The following is a 16297-nucleotide window of genomic DNA, read 5'->3' on the forward strand; positions in this document are numbered from 1 at the left end:
GTGATCTGGCTGACCATGAGCACACCGACCACCGCGTAGACGACGACAGTCAGCACGAGGTCGGTGCGGATCAGCGTGTCCTGGCTGATCGAGTCGTCGCGCGAGAGCAGGTAGGCCGCCAACTGCATCAGGCCGCCGAACCCGATCGACGCGCTGACCAGGGTCAACGCCCGATGCGACAGCAGCCGGCCGTCGGTGCCGACGTCCGTCAGCGGCTGAGGCGCTGCGTGGGGCCAGGCCGAAACCGCCGCGGGGAGCGCATCAGGGACCGGCGGGGGACTGACCGGCGGCAAGAACAGCAGGTAGCACGACGTGCACCACTTGGCCTCACGCGGTGACTGAGCGCCGCATTGGGTGCAGGTCTGCACTACGTCCCATCGACTGCTTCGCGCGACGCCTTGATTCGCCGAACCCTACGCAGGTACGCCGGTCAGGGCGCTCGGGAGCAACCTTCGCAGCCTCGACGAAAATGGCGGTGGCGGTGGGATTTGAACCCACGGAGGAGTTGCCCCCTCACACGCTTTCGAGGCGTGCTCCTTCGACCGCTCGGACACGCCACCGGCGAAGAGCCTAGCCCGACCGCGCATCGGCGCCGCCCGCGAGGCGCCGGCTATTTCAGCCAGATCAGCTTGCTGGCGTTCGCGGCGCCGTCAGCCATCACCACCACCGGCTGGGGTCCGATCAGCCCTTGCGGGGAACCCTTGATCCGCAGCGTCGCCTCGACCGTCGCGGGCAGCCCGATCCGCTGGATCGTCGCGGACGTGCACGGCCCGAAGTCGGGGCAGTTGGCCAGGAACGCGAGGTCACCGATCGTGGTGGTGAGCACCTGCCCCGCGCCGTACATCGACCCGAGGGCGGTCTTGCGAATGGCGAGCGTCGACGGGTCGATCTCCGAATACTTGATGTGGGCACCGTCGCCGACCGACGCGAGGACCAGCCCGTCGACATAGGACAAGCTCGACTCGGCAAACGTCGCCGCTTTCGTCGACGCAGTCTTGCCGCTCGGCGTGACCCGCGCGATTCGCCCCGCGGTCGTCACGTAGAACAGGTCCCCGGCGCCATCGATCACCGGGTTGCTGATCGAGTCGGCCTTGCTGGCCAGAACCCGCGGCGCCTTCCCGACTTGCAGCTCCTCCATGACGGAAGGGCCCTTCGCCGCCGCCGACTGCGCCTCGACCCACACGACGAGACCCGTGCCCTTGGCCCGCCCGGCGACCAGGTCGGACACCGGCGCAGCTCCGGTCACGCTCCATCGCGCGAGCTGGGAACCGGCCGGGCTGTACGCCGTCACGTCCGTCACGGTCTGGGCGACGACCGCGCCGCCGCCGACCGTCAGACCGAAGAACTGATGCGTCACGTCGGCGAAGTCGCTCGGCGTGCCGCGATCCTTCACCTCGTAGAGGCTCGACCCCGACGCGTAGTAGACCGTGCCGTCCGGCGCTTCGGCGATGAACGGTCGTTGATCGACAAGCCCTTCGACCGCCGGCGTCACCGTGTCGGTGAACGAGACCGAGATCGGTGCCTTCGGCGAACCGCTCGCCGCGGCCGGCTCCAGGTTCGCCAGCAGCAACCCGCTGGCGCCGATCGCCAGCGCTGCCACCTTGATCGTGGTCGTCCTCATAGCGTCTCCCCCGCTTGTTCGGCTAAGCCTGCCCCAACCCCACCAGCTGCGGCGTGCTGCCGGCAGTCATCTCCAACACGATCGGATCAGGTCCCATCACCGCCGCGCCGTACGGGACGGACAGCTGAGGACCTTGGCTGTCCGGCAGCGTGATGCGGCGTACGCCGGTCTTCGTGCAGTAGTTCGTCGTCCCGCACTCGTTGTCCAGGGACAACGCCCCGATCGAGGTGATCGCAAGATCGGCGTAGTCGCCGGCGTGACCGCTGTGTGAGCTGATCACGCCGAGCGTCGCAGGGTTGATCTCGTCGATCACCGTCGACACGTTGTCGATCTCCGCAATCAGCGTGCCACCGACGTAGGCGAGGGTCGCCGCCGAGTACGCCGAGTCCGCGCTCTTGGCGACCGTACCGGTGGGAGACACCCGGTCGAGCCGACCGTCGAAGCCGACGAAGAAGGCATCACCCGCACCGTCCACCGCGAGGTCGATCGGTGCGGCGCGGGTGGTGATCGTCCGCAACGAATGCCCGACCTGCAACTCGTAGAGCGTCGCCGGCGCCAACCCGGAGGCACTTGCCAACGGGTCGATCAGCGACCAGATCACGTTGCCGCTGATCTGCAGCGAGGGCGCGTAGCCGCCCGCTTGTTCGACGTCCCAGTCGCCGACCCGCTTCCCGGTGTAGCGGTCGTAGGCGACCACGTCGGTCGGCGTCTCCACCACGAGCATCGACGCGCTCGCCGCGAGCGCGTAGATCCGATCTCTGACGTCGACGGCTGCCCGCGTCTGCTCGCCCAGCGAGCGGTAGACGGTCGTTCCGTGGGCGAAGAACACGACACCGTCGGGTGCCTCGGCGACCAGCGGCGCGCGGAAGCGGCTGGTGACGTGCTTCGGCAGCTGGTACTGGTAGCGCACCACGAGGCCGTTCGCAGCGACCGGTTTCGGCGTCTTGGCAAAGCCGGCCGGCGTGCCAAGCGCCACCGCCGCCGCGGCGACGGCCAGGACCAGCACCTGGCGGCGCAGCGCTCGCTTCATCGACTCTCCCCTGTCCGCACGAGACGATGATCCTCGCTGATCAGCGCCGCGTCAGGAACCAGGCTGCCAGTATCTGCGAGCAGTCCTCGGCCATGACGCCACCGACGACCTCCGGCCGATGGTTGAGGCGGCGGTCGCGCACCACGTCCCACAGCGAGCCCGCCGCGCCCGCCTTGGGATCGACCGCGCCGTAGACGATGCGATCGAGCCGGGACAGGACCGCGGCGCCTGCACACATCGTGCAGGGTTCCAGCGTCACGACCAGCGTCAGGCCGTCGAGCCGCCACGAGCCGCGCACCTTCGCAGCCTCGCGGATCGCAAGCACTTCGGCATGTGCCGTCGGGTCGCCGTCGCGCTCCCGCGCGTTGTGGCCCTGCCCGATCACCGCACCCGTGTCGTCGACGACGACCGCGCCGACCGGCACGTCGCCGGCCACCTCGGCGAGACGCGCCTGATCGATGGCCCGCAGCATCGCGGCGGCGTAGGGAACTGCGATCACGTCGACTTGCCGGACCGGCTACTCGCCGCGGAGCTTCTCCAGCACATCGAGACATCCTGCCGACTCGCAGACGGCCGCGATGATGTCGGCGGGCAGCGCACCCTCCTCGGCGCACAACGCGAGCAGCCGCGACGCAGACGTACCGAGATCGCTGAGCAGTCCCGCGTCACCCGCTGGATCCCCGTCGGCGAGTGCCGTCGAGTCCTCGTCGTCCGCGACGTCGTCTTCGTCGTCCTTGTCGTCGTCGTCAGTCGCGACGCCCACCTCGATCGCACCCTCGGCAAGAGCCGACGCGATGTCGCTGGACCCGACCGCTCGCGCGTCCGAGACGAACACGCGCGGGTCGCCGTCGGCGTCGAGGCGCAGCACCGCAAACCACTCGTCGTCCTGCTCGACGAAGAGCAGACCGGTGTCGGCCTCGTCGCCGATGACCTCGCGCACCAGCTCGACCACGCCGTCGAGGTCCTCGACCTCGTCGAGGGACACGTCGTCGCCGAACCAGGCCGAGTCCACGCGGGCGAACGTCGAAGCCACGTACGTCACCGCGGGCACCTCACAGTCTCGATGTTGTCGTTGCTGATCGTCACTGAGTTGCTGACTCCAACGCGCGATCGTAGACGTCGGCGAAGCCGAGTCGACCGGCGACGCTGAGCAGCATCTCGTCGGCGTAGGCGTCGAGATCGTCGAGCAGCACGCTGAGCCCGAGCTCGTCGAGGCCGAGATCGGCGAAGATGCCGATGTCACCGGCCGGCCAGATGTCCTCGACGCCCTCGTCGTCGGGTGCGTCGATGCCGAGCCGGTCGGTGACCTGCCGAGCGAGGTCCCACGCCACGGCGGCGGACACGTCGGAGAGCATCATCCGGACTTCACCGCCGCAGACCCGCAACGCGACGAAGAACTCGTCGGCCACGTTGACCAGCGCGATCGCGCCGTTGTCGGCAGGCTGCTGGCGCAGGACGCCGATCAGCGCGTCGAGGTCGTCAGTGATCCGCTCGGGGAGTACGTCGGAGACCCAGCGGCCTGCTTCCCGATACACGACGACGGCGACCGTCTCGCGGGTCTGACTGCCCATCGCCGTCGCCTCCTTGCCGCAATAGCGGCATGGTGGCAGATCGAAACGGCGCCGCCAATAGCCGAGATTCGGCGCGGTCAGCCAGGTGTGTCAGCGTCCTCGATGGGTACGCCGCCAAGTCGGCTCGGCCGACCCGTGCCGATCAGTGAAAGCTTCCATGCGCGTCGGCACGACTGGCACCACCACGCACCGTGCTGGTCGGCGTACGGCTGCAGATCCTCGTCCCCGCAGTACGGGCAGTAGAACGGGACCGCACGCTGGCTCATGCGGCGAGCCCTACTGGACCAGGGCTTCGTCGGCGCGCCGGACCCAGGTCGCGAACCGCTCCCCGTCGGCCCGGTCGGCCAAGTAGTTGCGGAGCACCCGCTCGACGTAGTCGGGCAGCTCGTCGGCACGCACCTTGAGCCCACGCAGCTTGCGCCCGACACCCGCGTCCTCGCCGAGTGCGCCACCGAGGTGGACCTGGAAGCCCTCGCCGTCGTCGACGATCATGCCCTTCAGCCCGATGTCGGCAACCTGGAAACGAGCACAGGCGTTCGGGCACCCGTTGACGGCGATCTGGATCGGGGTGTCGAAGTCGGGCAACCGCTTCTCGAGCTCGTCGTAGAGCTCGATCGCACGCGCCTTCGTCTCGACGATCGCCAACTTGCAGAACTCGAGCCCGGTGCAGGCGAGCGCGCCACGTCGGAACGCGGACGGGTTCACCGGCAGGTCGCGAGCCTCGAGCGCACCCACCAAGGCGTCGACGTTCTCGTCCGCGACGTCGAAGATGATCATCTTCTGCTCGACCGTGCACGCCACCCGGCCGCTGCCGTGACGCTCGGCGAGGTCCGCCAGCGCCATCAGCTCGGTGCCACTGCTGCGACCGGTGCGAAAGGCGAATCCGACGTAGTTCGCGCCGTCGCGCTGCTTGTGCACCCCGACGTGGTCGCGCGCACCCGGCAGCGGGACCGCCTCCGGGCCGTTCTCCAGCTTGTGCCCGACGAAGTCCTCGCTCTCGAGGATCTCGCGGAACTTCTCCACGCCCCAGTCGTCGACGAGGAACTTCAGCCGGGCGCGGTTGCGGGAACGGCGGTAACCCCACTCGCGAAAGACCTTGGTGACACCCGCCCACACCTCGATGGCGTCCTCCGGCGGGACGAACACGCCGAGCCGTTGCGCCAGCTTCGGGTTGGTGGACAGGCCACCGCCGACCCAGAGGTCGAAGCCGACGCGTCCGTCCTCGTGCCGCACCCCGACGAACGACACGTCGTTGATCTCGTGCAGCGTGCAGTGATGGGAGCAGGCGCTGATCGCGGTCTTGTACTTGCGCGGGAGGTTCGAGAACTCCTTGTTGCCCAACGCGAACGCGTTGACCGCGAGCAGCGTCTCGGTCGCGTCGAAGATCTCGTCGGCCTCGACCCCGGCAACCGGACAACCCAACATGTTGCGAGGCGTGTCGCCGCAAGCCTCGCCGGTCGACAGGCCGACCTCTTCCAGCCGCCGCCAGATCTCGGGTACGTCCTCGATGCGGATCCAGTGCAGCTGGACGTTCTGACGGTCGGTGATGTCGGCGTAGTCGCGCCCGAACTCCGTCGCGATGTTCGCGATGACGCGCAGCTGCTGGTTGGACAAAAGCCCGCCCGGGATGCGCACCCGCATCATGAAGTAGGAGTCGTCGAGCTCCTCCGGCTCCAGGATCGCCGTCTTGCCGCCGTCGATGCCCTGCCGGCGCTGCGTGTAGAGCCCCCACCAACGCATGCGGCCGCGCAGGTCCGAGGCGTCGATGGAGTCGAACCCCTGCTTGGAGTAGATCGTCTCGATCCGGGCGCGAACGTTGAGGCCGTCGTCGTCCTTCTTCATCCGCTCCTGCGGCGTCAACGGCTCCAGATGGCCCATGGCCCACTGGCCCTGGCCGGCGCTTCGGCGTGCTGGCGGCATGAAACTGACGACTTCCTGGTTGAGGGAACGAGATCGAGACGACGGTGTCTCGGCAGGTTGGACGGGCTGGTGACGTGACTCCCGTGCTATGGCAGACTACTCGTATGTCCTCACCGCTGCTCTTGGTGGCGCGGCTGCACGTAGACCTGCAGCGCGTCACGAGTGCGGCGTGTCGCATGCGCTGAGTTCACGCGCCCGCGACCCTTCTAGCTTTCGAGGACCTCATGACTGCCCCTGTTGACGGTGTGTTGTCGTTCCTGCACGACGACACCACCGCTCTGGAAGATCTCTACGACGAGTCCGACGGTCTGCAACACCTCGCGCAGCATGCCGGAGTGGCGCTGGAAGGCGCGACCGCGCAGGAGATCATGCGCTGGGCGGTCGACCGCTTCGGTCAGCGCTTCGCCGTCGCGGCGTCGATGGCGGACGGCGTGATGGCTCATCTCGCCGGCACGGTGTCGCCCGGCGTCCGCGTGCTGTTCCTGGACACCGGCTACCACTTCGCCGAGACCCTCGGCACGGCCGACGCGGTCGAGGCGACCCTGCCGATCGACCTGGTGCGGGTCAAGCCGCACCTGACGGTCTGCGAGCAGGATGCCGCGTTCGGCGAGGATCTGTTCGCGCGCGATCCGGACCTGTGCTGCGCGATGCGCAAGGTCGCTCCGTTGACGAAGGCGTTGGCGCCGTACGTCGCGTGGGCGTCCGGCATTCGCCGCGACGAGACCGAGACCCGCAAGGGTGTCCGCGTCGTCGAGTGGGACGACAAGCACCAGATGGTGAAGGTCAACCCGATCGCGGCGTGGACCCAGGACGACGTCGACCGCTACACCGCGGACAACAACGTGCTGGTCAACCCGCTGATCTCCGAGGGCTACGGCTCGATCGGCTGCGCCCCGTGCACGCGCAAGGGCGAAGGCCGTTCCGGGCGCTGGCTGGGCATGCCCAAGGTCGAATGCGGGTTGCACGAGTAGCAGCCTCGACGCTGCTCCTCGTGACACATGCGGCCGCTGGTCCTCGCCGCTCACGGCAGCGCTCATCCCGGGCACTCAGCGGTCCTGCGGTGGGTGGCGGATCGCATCGTCGGCGCCAGACCTGACCTCGACGTGCGGATCGGGTTCCTCGGCCACGACGAGCCCCGCCTGGCCGACACGGCGACTGCCGGCGCGGTCGTCGTGCCGATGCTGCTCGGGTCGACGTTCCATCTGAGCACTGACGTGCCGGCCGCCGCCGGTGACGCGATCCTTGCCGAGCCGATCGGTCCTGACCCGCGGCTGGCCGCAGTGCTCGCGGACCGGCTCCGCGAAGCCGGATGGAGCGCCGGCACCCCAGTGACGCTCGCGGCCGCAGGCACCGCTCAGCTCGACACCGCAGCTCGGCAGCTCGCGGACGTCCTCGGTGTGACGGTCACTGCGGCCATGGCAGGCAACGCGGACGCGGACTTCCCGGCGCTCGCTGACCTCGAACCGGAGGCGGTGGCGACGTACCTGCTCGGGCCGGGGCACTTCGCCGAGATCGTCGCCGGCTGCGGCGCACCCGTCGTGAGCGCGCCGATCGGCGCCGACCCCCGGGTCGCCGAGGTCGCGATGGGCAGGTACGACGCGGCGCTCCCGCTGTTCTGAGCGTTGCGTGACTAGGGCGAACCCACCCGGATTCGCCATGGATCACACCGGTTCGCCCACGCACGATGAACGCATGCTCAGAGGAGTCGCCACCGCACTGGTCATGACGGGCGCCGTCGCGACGATGCGCGTCATGTATTGGCTGCTCACCAACCAGGCGCTGGCCCAGGAGGTCGAGTGATGTCCGTGTTGCTTCCCGCCGGCAGCGAGCACCTCCGTCAGCGCGACGTGATCCGCGAGCTCACCCGCTTCCCGAGCGTGCTCTGGCTTCCGGCCGCCGTCGCAGGCCTCGTCCTGATCGGCCTGCATTCGCTGGTCGCGATGGCGCTGTGCGCCGTGCTGTTCTCGACCGCGGCGACGGTGTACAGCGTGCACCGCGCCTGCGCTCGCGCGGCTCGACGCGACGCGGTTTCGCTCGTCCCGCGGCAGCGACTGGCACACGACCGCGCCGGGACGACCCTGCCCGACCGCATCGACGTCGGCTAGTCCCTCATCTGGCGATAGCCGGGGTGGACCCCGGCAGTGAGTCCCTGGTCGGCAACCAGTCGCTCGAGGAGGCCACGAAGCGTCTGACGCTCGGCCTGGCTCAACGAGCGCAACAGGTCCTCCTCTGCGGCCTTGCCGAGCTCGGCCAGACGTCGCATCACCTTCGTGCCGGCCGCGGTCAGATAGAGCCGATGCACGCGTCGGTCGCGCTCGTCGCGACGTCGCTCGACGAGGCCCGCTGACTCCAGATCGTCCACGAAGCCGACCACCCGGCTCGGCGGCAGCCCGAACTCGTCGGCGAGCGACTGCTGGCTGCGGCCGGGCCCGAACGTGATCGCCCGAAGCAAGCCGACGTGCGGCGGCGTGATGCCGAGCGCCTCGATGCGCCGAGCGAAGCTGATCGCCGAATGAGCACCGAGAGAAGAAAGCAGGAACCCGGTACCGATCACCTCGGGGACGGCGGCAGGATCGGAGCCAGCGCCATCCGCCCGGCTGTCCGCCACATCACAGATAATACACTTGCCGAATCATTCTCAGTCTGAAAGATTCTGCGGCTGAGGTTTCCCAGCAGACATCGACAGGGCGGGCAGACAGATGAGTACGGGATCGATCACCGAGGCAGTCGAGCCGACGAACGGCTTCGGCCGGCTGGCCGCCTTCGTCCTGCATCACCGCCGATGGGTGATGATCGGCTGGCTGGTCATCTTCATCGCGGGCGCGGCGTCGACGAGCAGCGTGCAGAAGCGGCTGTCCATCGACTTCTCGCTGCCCGGGCAGCCGGGCTATGAGACCGCGCAGCAGCTGACGAAGCTGTACGGCCCGAACGGCACGCTCGGGGAGACCTCGATCGCCGTGATGACGGCGCCGGCCGGCGAGCAGGCCGCCGACCAGAGCGCGGCGCTGGACAAGATGGCGAACGCGGTCGACACCTCGATGCCCGGCACCCGGGTCGTCGACTACGCCAACACCCACGACTCCCGGTTTATCGGCACCAACGGCCGGACCACGATCGCGCTGCTGTTCACGAAGCTGCCCGGCTCGTTCTCCGACGATCCGACCAAGAAGCTCAAGACGGCGGTGGCGGCAGCACTGCCCGGCTGGCAGACGGGGATCACCGGCGAGCAACAGCTCGCCTCGGGCGGCAACACCGGCGGGCCCGGCGTGTTCACCGAGACACTCCTCGGCGCCGGCGGAGCGCTCATCGTGCTCGCCTTCGTCTTCGCCTCGCTGCTGGCCTTCCTGCCGCTGCTCGTTGCGATCGTGTCGATTCTCACGACGTTCCTCGTCGTACTCGGCTTGACCACCATCACCGAGGTGTCGTTCATCGTCGAGTTCCTCGTCGGCCTGGTCGGCCTCGGGCTCGGCATCGACTACAGCCTGCTGTTCGTCACCCGATGGCGCGAGGAGCACGAGCACGGCCTCGACAACCACGCTGCCGTCATCCGCGCCGCAGAGACTGCCGGACGCACCGTGGCCGTCTCGGGCATGACGGTCGCCATCGGCCTGCTGGCGCTCATCGTCTTGCCGGTCCCGGGACTGCGCAGCGTCGGCATCGGTGGCGTGCTCATCCCGCTGATCTCGACCTTCGTGGTCCTCACCCTGCTGCCGGCGCTGCTGGGCGGCATCGGGCCACGGGTCGACTGGCCGCGGATCCGCCACGAGGCGACCGCCAGCCGGGCCTGGACCGGCTGGGCGAGGGGCGTGGTGAACCAGCGCTGGGCGGGCGCAGGAGTCGCCGTCGTCATCCTCGGCGTGATGCTGTCACCGGTCTTCGGGCTCAAGGTGGGCGAGACCAGCGTCAATGCGTTGGCCAAGACGGGCACGGCGCACGCCCTCTACGAGCAGATGACGGACAACGGGATCAGCCCCGGAGCGCTCACCCCGTTGGAGGTGCTCACCAAGACCGCCGACGCACCTGCGGTGCTCCAGGCGATGAAGTCGACGTCCGGGGTGTCGATCGCGACCCTGCCTGACGGTCCGGTGGCCAACCGGGACGGCTACTCCGACGTCATCGTCGTCCCGAACGTCGTGACCGCCAACAGTCAGACGCTCGCACCGGTCCGCGCCGTACAGGCCGCGGTGAAGCCGATCAGCGGAGTGGTCGGCGTGGCCGGCGACGGCCCGACCCAGCAGGACTACATCCACGCCGTCTACGGCAACTTCCCGCTGATGTTCAGCGTCATCGCGATCATCACGCTCATCCTGCTGACCCGGGCGTTCCGCTCGCTGACGCTCGCCATCAAGGCGGTTCTGCTCAACGTGGTGTCGATGGGTGCGACGTTCGGCCTGCTGACCTACTTCTGGCAGAACGGCCACGGCTCCAACGCCGTGTTCGGGATCCCGGCGACGGGCGCCATCACGTTCTGGGTGCCGCTGATGGTGTTCGCGTTCCTGTTCGGGCTGTCGATGGACTACGAGGTGTTCATCCTCAGCCGCATCCGCGAGGAGTACGACGCCGACCCGCATCACGGCGGCACCAACGGCGCGGTCATCCGAGGTCTCGGCCGGACCGGCCGGCTCGTCACGAGTGCCGCGTTGATCCTGTTCCTCGCGTTCGCCGCCCTTGCCTCGGGCCCGGAGACCGACATCAAGGTCCTCGGGACCGGACTAGGCGTCGGCATCCTGCTCGACGCCACCGTCGTGCGCGCCATGCTGGTCCCGGCCCTGATGTCCCTGATGGGCAAGTGGAACTGGTGGCTGCCTCGCCCGCTCGCCCGAGCCCTGCGGGTGGAGTCGGGCCCGGCGGCGACGCCGGCGGTGGCGCCGGCTAGCTGACCGATACGCCGACCCCGCCACGGGTGGTCGCGCCGTAGCGCGCCTGCTCCGCGGCGAGGTCGAGCGGACCGATCCGCTTGCGCGCGGCTCGCGCCTCGTCGGTCAGCAGCTCCGCCGGGATCAGCCAAGCGATCTCGAGCTCGATGCCGTCCGGGTCGCGGGCGTAGAGGCTCTTGGTCGTGCCGTGATCCGACGACCCGACCAGGCTGCCCGCGGCGGCCAGGACACCCGCGAGCCGGTCGAGCTCCGCCAGAGTGTCGACCTCCCACGCGAGGTGGTAGAGCCCGACCGTGGCTCGCCCGGCGAGCGACGGGCCCGCCGCGGGCCCGATTGCGAACAAGCCGAGATCGTGGTCGTTGGTCGACCCGGGGGCCCGCAGAAACGCCGCCCCGGTGAAGCCGTCCGGAGTCATCTCCGAGATGGGCGTGAACCCGAGCAGTCCGACGTAGAAGTCGAGGCTCGCCGCGAGGTCGCGGACGTAGAGCACCGCGTGGTTGAGCCGGACGATCGCCATGACCCGACGTTACGCGGATCGCGCGCCGAGGAACGGGGCAGACCGCTCGACCGGTTACTTCATCGCGTAGTAGCGCACGCCGTCCCGCTCGCTCATCGTCGCGCGCCCCTGCGCGACGAGCAGCTGAAGATGGGCACCGGTCTCGCACACCGCGAGGAACTTGTTGAACGTGTCGAGCTCGGCAAGGGTCCGCTCGCGCCGCGTCCACGTCACCTGGGAGGCGACGTCGATCGCCTTCTCGGCGCCGCGGGCGACGACGTCAGCCATGACGTCGAGGCGAACCCGGTGATGCTCGACGAGCTCGTCGACCCGCGCGTGGGTGCTGGCAGCGACCGGACCATGCGCCGGCAGCAGCATCGCGTCGGGACGCGCTCTGACCAGCGCGAGCGAGTCGAGGAACGCGCCGAGGGGGTTCGGGGTGCCGGCCGGCTCGAAGCCGATCGACGGGGTGATCGTCGGGAGCACGTGGTCGCCGGCGAACAGCAGCGATGCGGGCGTGTCGTAGAAGACGACGTGCCCGCGGGTGTGGCCCGGCGTGGGGACGACCTCCAGGGAGCGTCCGTTGACCGGGAGCACTTCGTCGCCCTGCAGCCACTCGTCGGGAAGCTCCCACTCCGCCGGGTCGCTCTTCGGGCGGTTCCCCGACATCGCGGCCGCGATTTCGTCGGCTCCCAGCGCGCGCAGCAAGGCGACCTGCTCCTCGGCGGCTTTGCGGCCCGGTCGGCTCACCGCTTCGAGTGACCATCGCTCCTCGGCGCCGAGAGCCACCGGCGTACCGAACTCACGGCGCAGATGGATCGCCTGGCTGTAGTGGTCGCGATGCATGTGCGTCACCAGAAAGCGCCGGACGTCGCCGAGCTCCGCGCCGAGTTCGGCGAGCGCCCCGGCCAACAGCTCGCGAGCGTCTGCCACGGCCCATCCGGAGTCGATCAGGACGGGCCCGTCGGGCCCGGTTACGGCGTAGACGTTGACGGCGCGCAGGCCGTCGTTGGGCAGCGGCAGCGGGATGCGATGCACCCCCGGGACGACCTCATACACGCCGGGAGCCGTCCAGTCGGTGCTCGTCGCCACGGATCTTTCTTACACGACCTCGAAGGTGGGGCTGGTGCCGGTGAACGCGGTGAGCCGGGCGGCGTCGTCGCTGGCGTCGCCGTGGTAGCGAATCCGGTACTGCCCGGGTACGGCGCCGGCCGGCACGTCCCAGACGACGGTGACCCGTGACCCGCCGTGGTGCTTGCGCCAGTGCAGCTTGGTCTCCCAGTCGCCGTCGTCGGCCACCCGGCTCCACGCCCCGTCGGTGAGGCGCTCCACCTCGAGATAGGTGCCGCCCCGACGCAGGTCGTTGTTCGGGTTCGCGCCGGCGAATGCCACCTCCACGGTGTCACCGGCCGCGTAACGGCTGCGCGGCGCCGACAGCACGTCTCCGAACGCTCGCCCAGCTGCCTGCTGGTCGGCCTTCGGCGCGGCCAGTGGCCGGCGCCGGTGCGACAAATCGGGCGGCGGCGTGCCGCGCTCGACCGGCCGGCCGTCGCGCATTGCGGTAGCCAGCTTGACCGCGGTCTGGGTGAGCGCCGGGCCCTCCCACCGGCCGAACAGCGTGCTCCCGCCTTCGTAGCGCTGCTCCTCGTACTCCTCGGGAGTCGTGACGTAGTGGATGTAGGCGTTGCTGTAGCCGGCGACCAGCACGTCCGCAAGATCCGCACCCAGGACCGCGGCGACCTCCCGGCGCATCCGCAGACCGGCGGTGATCGTGACTTCGCCCGGGATCCCGATCAGGTGGAGCCGGCCGATCCGCAGCAGCTGCACCGGCACCCGCTCCTGGACGAATGGGCCCAGCCGGTTGAGCAAGCCCCCCGGCAGCACGATCCCCTTCGGCGCCTGCGCGTCACGCAGCCTCGGTGAGGCCCGGTAGACGACGTGCCGCGAGAACGCGTCGATGATCCGGTTGCGTCCCTGCTTGAAGCCCGGAAAGCCCTTGCCTTCGTCAGTGCCGGCGAGCGCCGCGGCCGCCCCCATCACCCGGCTCGTCCGATGCACCCGGCCGTCGCCGGTGAACTCGGGATCCACCGTGACGTTCCCGAGGTCGACGTAGGTCACCCGGGCGTCGACCCCGTCCCCGACCGGTACGCCGGCGACCGCGGCGAGGGTTGCGGCGGCATCGGCCTGCCGCTGGCCGATGATGCGGGTGTTCTCGAACTCGTCCTCCGTCGGGCCGCTGCCCGGGCCGCGGTTGAGGTTCGGCGACATGTCGCCGGTGTTCGTCTGCGCGAACGCCGCGATGAAGTCGGGGGCGTGCTCGGACAGGTAGTCGATCCCCGTCACCACCCGCTCCCAGTAGTACGCGGCGTAGCCCTTGTTGTCACCGCTGACCAGGCAGTTGCGGTTGGTCATGCTCGTGCCGTGCGTGGCGAACCAGTTGACCGCGCCGACCACCCGGCCGTCGCGCTCGACGCGGAGCAACGTCGTCTGCGGGTCGATCCCGTCCGGGAAGAACGCCTTGTCCGCCTCCGGGTTGCGCGCGAACGACGACGGCGAGCGGTTGACGCTCGCGTTCTTCAGCTCGCCTCGGCTGAGCACCAGACGAGCCGGCGCGACGTCGGCGTCCGCCCGCTCGATCGCCTCGACGATTCCGCTGACGATCGCCTCGAAGGTCACCGGGTGGAAGCCGTGAGTCGTCGTGTTGTAGAGCAGATGGTCGGAGTAGCCGCCCGGCCCGCAGTGGGTGTGGGTGACGGTCAGCATCGTGTTGACGTCGGTGTAGCGGTCCCCGAACCGTTCGCCGACGCGGCGCAGCACCTCTCGGTGGACGCTTTCGAACATCAGCGGCAGGTCGCTCACGCACAACAGCACCCGCCGCTGCGTCGCCGGGTCTGCGAAGACGAAGGCGCGCGTGCGCAACCGGGTGTGCAGCCCGGCTGACACCTGGTCCGCCTTGCCGTACCCGAGCATCCCGCACCCGGCCAGCTCGCCGGTCACGTCAGAGATGCCACGCCCCACGAGGTACGCCGGATCTTCAGCCGCCATGCAGCGGACCTTACGACCTCCGGTGCGGTTACGGCGCCGGCTGGGCTCGTGGCGGAACCTCGACCAGCGCCGCCTTCGCCAGATGCGCGTGCGTGCGATGGACGAGCACCCGGTAGATGACCGGGTGGTCACGCGGGACCGGCACCGTGAAGGTGGCCTGACCCGTCGTCGTCAGCTCCGCGGTCCGCGCGGTCGGATGGCGACCGCCACGGTCGAGCGTGACGGCGTCCCCGGCTTCGGCACCGACGACGGTCACCGTCACGGTCGTGTCGGAGGCGTCTGCCGCGGGCGTCGCGACGGCGGTCGTGATCGTCGGATCGACGCCGACGCTGACGACGTTGCTGTGCACGTGGCCGCCGGCGCGCAACGCGAAGTGGGCGTTGTGCTCGAGGTCGGGCACGGTGAACGAGATCTCGCCCGCGTCGTTGGTCGCGACCTCGTCGATCCGGTTCCACCCCGGCTCGCCGACGAGGTGCTCGGCCAACACGATCTGCCGGCCGGCGACCGGCGTCCCGGTCTCGTCGGTGAGCGTTCCGCTGATCGTGACCGCGTCGCCGACGTCGACCTCGGTGTCACTCGTCGTGATGAGCAACGTGGCGCCGGGAAGCGGAGGCCGGCCGCTCGGGCTGGTGGTCGGCGTTGGCGTCGCGGACGGCGTCAGCGCGATCACCGGCAGCGTCGTGGTCGTCGTCGGCGATACGGCAATGGTGGGCTCCGCGCTCGCCGACCGCGGCGGCGTGCTCGGCGGTGACGTGTCTGTGCGCGCGGTCGCCGCAGGGCTCTCCGGAGCGGGTGTCGGCGCGGCAGCCTGCGACGGGGTGGGCGACGGCGTCGCCACCGGCTTGGCGTGGCGGTGGGGTTGCGGCGCAGGTACGCCGAGCGGCCCGAACGCCTCGTGAAGCGTCTGCTGCACCGGAGACGGCAGCACCGCGGTGTAGGCCGCAGCCGCTCCGCCGGTCAGTGCCACCACGGCGGCGGCGGCCGCGCCACTCGCTCCCATCTTCACCGCCAGCCGGCGGCGGGGACCGGCCGAGCCGGCGGCGCGGAAGGCGGCGCGCGCCTCGGCCTCACCCGCGAGCTCGTCCGGGGTGGCCGGCCCGGTCAGCGCCCGGAACACCGGCTCGTCACGGAAGGGTGACAGGTCGTCGTCGAAGCGACTCATCACACCACCTCCGTCGAGTCGTATGCCGCCAGACGGGCCTGCGGGCTGCGGGCGAGGGCTCGAAGCCCCCGGTGGACGCTCACTCGGACCGCCCCGGGTGACTTGCCGACGATCCGGGCCACCACCGGCACGTCGAGGCCGGCGACCACGCGCAGCATCACCATCTCGGCCTGCTCCCGTGGCAGGGCGCTGACGAGGGCGAGGGCGCGATCGGTCGACATCTGCTCGAGGGCCTCGAGATCGGCGCCCGCGGCAGCCGGGTGACGGCCGACCTCGTCGACGTCGGGGACCAGCACGGACGGCCGGGCGGCGGCGGCACGCGCCGCGTCGACGGCGCGGTGGCGAGCGACCGTGAAGACCCAGGCCCGGAATCCCTCGGCGTTGCCGACGAAGCTCGACAGGTCGCGAACGACCTGCAGCCAGGTCTCGGCGGCGACATCCTCGTACGACGTACGGCTGCGAACCCGCAGGTAGCGAAGCAGTGGCGGCTGCAGCGCCCGCCAGAGTTCCGCGAACCCCTCCTCGTCGCCGGCCCGCGCCCGTCGCAGGGCGTCGTCCAGCGGCTCGGGGGGGGG

The 16297-nt window shown here is 69.9% G+C and carries 17 protein-coding genes and 1 tRNA gene; 4 read left to right on the plus strand and 14 right to left on the minus strand.

The annotated features are described in order from the left end of the window. From VG899_06820 to VG899_06855, 8 genes are all read right to left on the minus strand, one after another. On the minus strand, window positions 1-368 hold a 368-nt coding region (locus VG899_06820; protein ID HWA66064.1), incomplete at its 3' end, for a hypothetical protein. 102 nt (window positions 369-470) lie between these two features. Beyond that, a tRNA-Ser gene (locus VG899_06825) sits at window positions 471-560 on the minus strand. A gap of 50 nt (window positions 561-610) precedes the next feature. Next, entirely contained in the window at window positions 611-1621 is a 1011-nt protein-coding gene (locus VG899_06830) for a hypothetical protein (GenBank protein HWA66065.1), read from the minus strand. A 22-nt stretch (window positions 1622-1643) separates the two neighbouring features. Then, window positions 1644-2651: a hypothetical protein gene (locus tag VG899_06835; GenBank protein HWA66066.1), complete on the minus strand. Its 1008-nt coding sequence runs from the start codon at window positions 2649-2651 to the stop codon at window positions 1644-1646. Window positions 2652-2691: 40 nt separating this feature from the next. Then, entirely contained in the window at window positions 2692-3123 is a 432-nt protein-coding gene (tadA, locus tag VG899_06840; GenBank protein HWA66067.1) for a tRNA adenosine(34) deaminase TadA, read from the minus strand. Between the two features lie 45 nt (window positions 3124-3168). Further along, window positions 3169-3693: a tRNA adenosine deaminase-associated protein gene (locus VG899_06845; GenBank protein HWA66068.1), complete on the minus strand. Its 525-nt coding sequence runs from the start codon at window positions 3691-3693 to the stop codon at window positions 3169-3171. Window positions 3694-3733: 40 nt separating this feature from the next. After that, the gene (locus tag VG899_06850) at window positions 3734-4222 is read right to left on the minus strand and encodes a tRNA adenosine deaminase-associated protein (protein HWA66069.1); all 489 of its coding nucleotides are present in this window, start codon (window positions 4220-4222) and stop codon (window positions 3734-3736) included. A gap of 276 nt (window positions 4223-4498) precedes the next feature. Beyond that, complete coding sequence (locus tag VG899_06855) at window positions 4499-6142, minus strand: nitrite/sulfite reductase (protein ID HWA66070.1); 1644 nt, start codon at window positions 6140-6142, stop codon at window positions 4499-4501. A 224-nt stretch (window positions 6143-6366) separates the two neighbouring features. On the opposite strand from VG899_06855, the gene VG899_06860 reads away from it, so the two are divergent. The 3 genes from VG899_06860 to VG899_06870 all read left to right on the plus strand — a co-directional run bounded on the left by VG899_06860 (window position 6367) and on the right by VG899_06870 (window position 8247). Further along, window positions 6367-7113 (plus strand): phosphoadenylyl-sulfate reductase, encoded by a 747-nt coding sequence (locus VG899_06860; GenBank protein HWA66071.1) that lies wholly within the window; start codon window positions 6367-6369, stop codon window positions 7111-7113. Window positions 7114-7140: 27 nt separating this feature from the next. Then, on the plus strand, window positions 7141-7761 hold the full coding sequence (locus VG899_06865) for a CbiX/SirB N-terminal domain-containing protein (protein ID HWA66072.1): 621 nt from the start codon (window positions 7141-7143) through the stop codon (window positions 7759-7761). Window positions 7762-7941: 180 nt separating this feature from the next. Then, window positions 7942-8247, plus strand: a complete 306-nt coding sequence (locus VG899_06870; protein HWA66073.1) for a hypothetical protein — start codon at window positions 7942-7944, stop codon at window positions 8245-8247. On the opposite strand, the gene VG899_06875 is transcribed toward VG899_06870, so the two are convergent. After that, the gene (locus tag VG899_06875; GenBank protein ID HWA66074.1) at window positions 8244-8750 is read right to left on the minus strand and encodes a MarR family winged helix-turn-helix transcriptional regulator; all 507 of its coding nucleotides are present in this window, start codon (window positions 8748-8750) and stop codon (window positions 8244-8246) included. The two genes, VG899_06870 and VG899_06875, sit on opposite strands and share 4 nt — an antisense overlap. A 91-nt stretch (window positions 8751-8841) precedes the next feature. Between VG899_06875 and VG899_06880 the strand changes: the two genes are divergently transcribed. Further along, window positions 8842-11022: an MMPL family transporter gene (locus tag VG899_06880; GenBank protein HWA66075.1), complete on the plus strand. Its 2181-nt coding sequence runs from the start codon at window positions 8842-8844 to the stop codon at window positions 11020-11022. Here the strand turns inward: VG899_06880 and VG899_06885 are convergent. The 5 genes from VG899_06885 to VG899_06905 form a co-directional block, all read right to left on the minus strand. Next, a complete protein-coding gene (locus tag VG899_06885) occupies window positions 11015-11536 on the minus strand; it encodes a VOC family protein (protein HWA66076.1) in 522 nt (173 codons plus the stop codon). The two genes, VG899_06880 and VG899_06885, sit on opposite strands and share 8 nt — an antisense overlap. A gap of 54 nt (window positions 11537-11590) precedes the next feature. Next, window positions 11591-12607 (minus strand): MBL fold metallo-hydrolase, encoded by a 1017-nt coding sequence (locus VG899_06890; GenBank protein ID HWA66077.1) that lies wholly within the window; start codon window positions 12605-12607, stop codon window positions 11591-11593. 9 nt (window positions 12608-12616) lie between these two features. Next, window positions 12617-14560 carry a neutral/alkaline ceramidase gene (locus VG899_06895; protein HWA66078.1) on the minus strand — a complete coding sequence of 648 codons (1944 nt, stop codon included), beginning with the start codon at window positions 14558-14560 and terminating at the stop codon, window positions 12617-12619. A 28-nt stretch (window positions 14561-14588) separates the two neighbouring features. Continuing rightward, window positions 14589-15722 carry a hypothetical protein gene (locus tag VG899_06900; GenBank protein HWA66079.1) on the minus strand — a complete coding sequence of 378 codons (1134 nt, stop codon included), beginning with the start codon at window positions 15720-15722 and terminating at the stop codon, window positions 14589-14591. Next, the coding region (locus VG899_06905) for a sigma-70 family RNA polymerase sigma factor (protein ID HWA66080.1) at window positions 15722-16297 on the minus strand (576 nt) is incomplete at its 5' end. The genes VG899_06900 and VG899_06905, both read right to left, overlap by 1 nt.

It is taken from the genome of Mycobacteriales bacterium (assembly GCA_035550055.1).
In the GTDB taxonomy this organism is placed as follows: Bacteria; Actinomycetota; Actinomycetes; order JAFAQI01; family JAFAQI01; genus DASZTV01.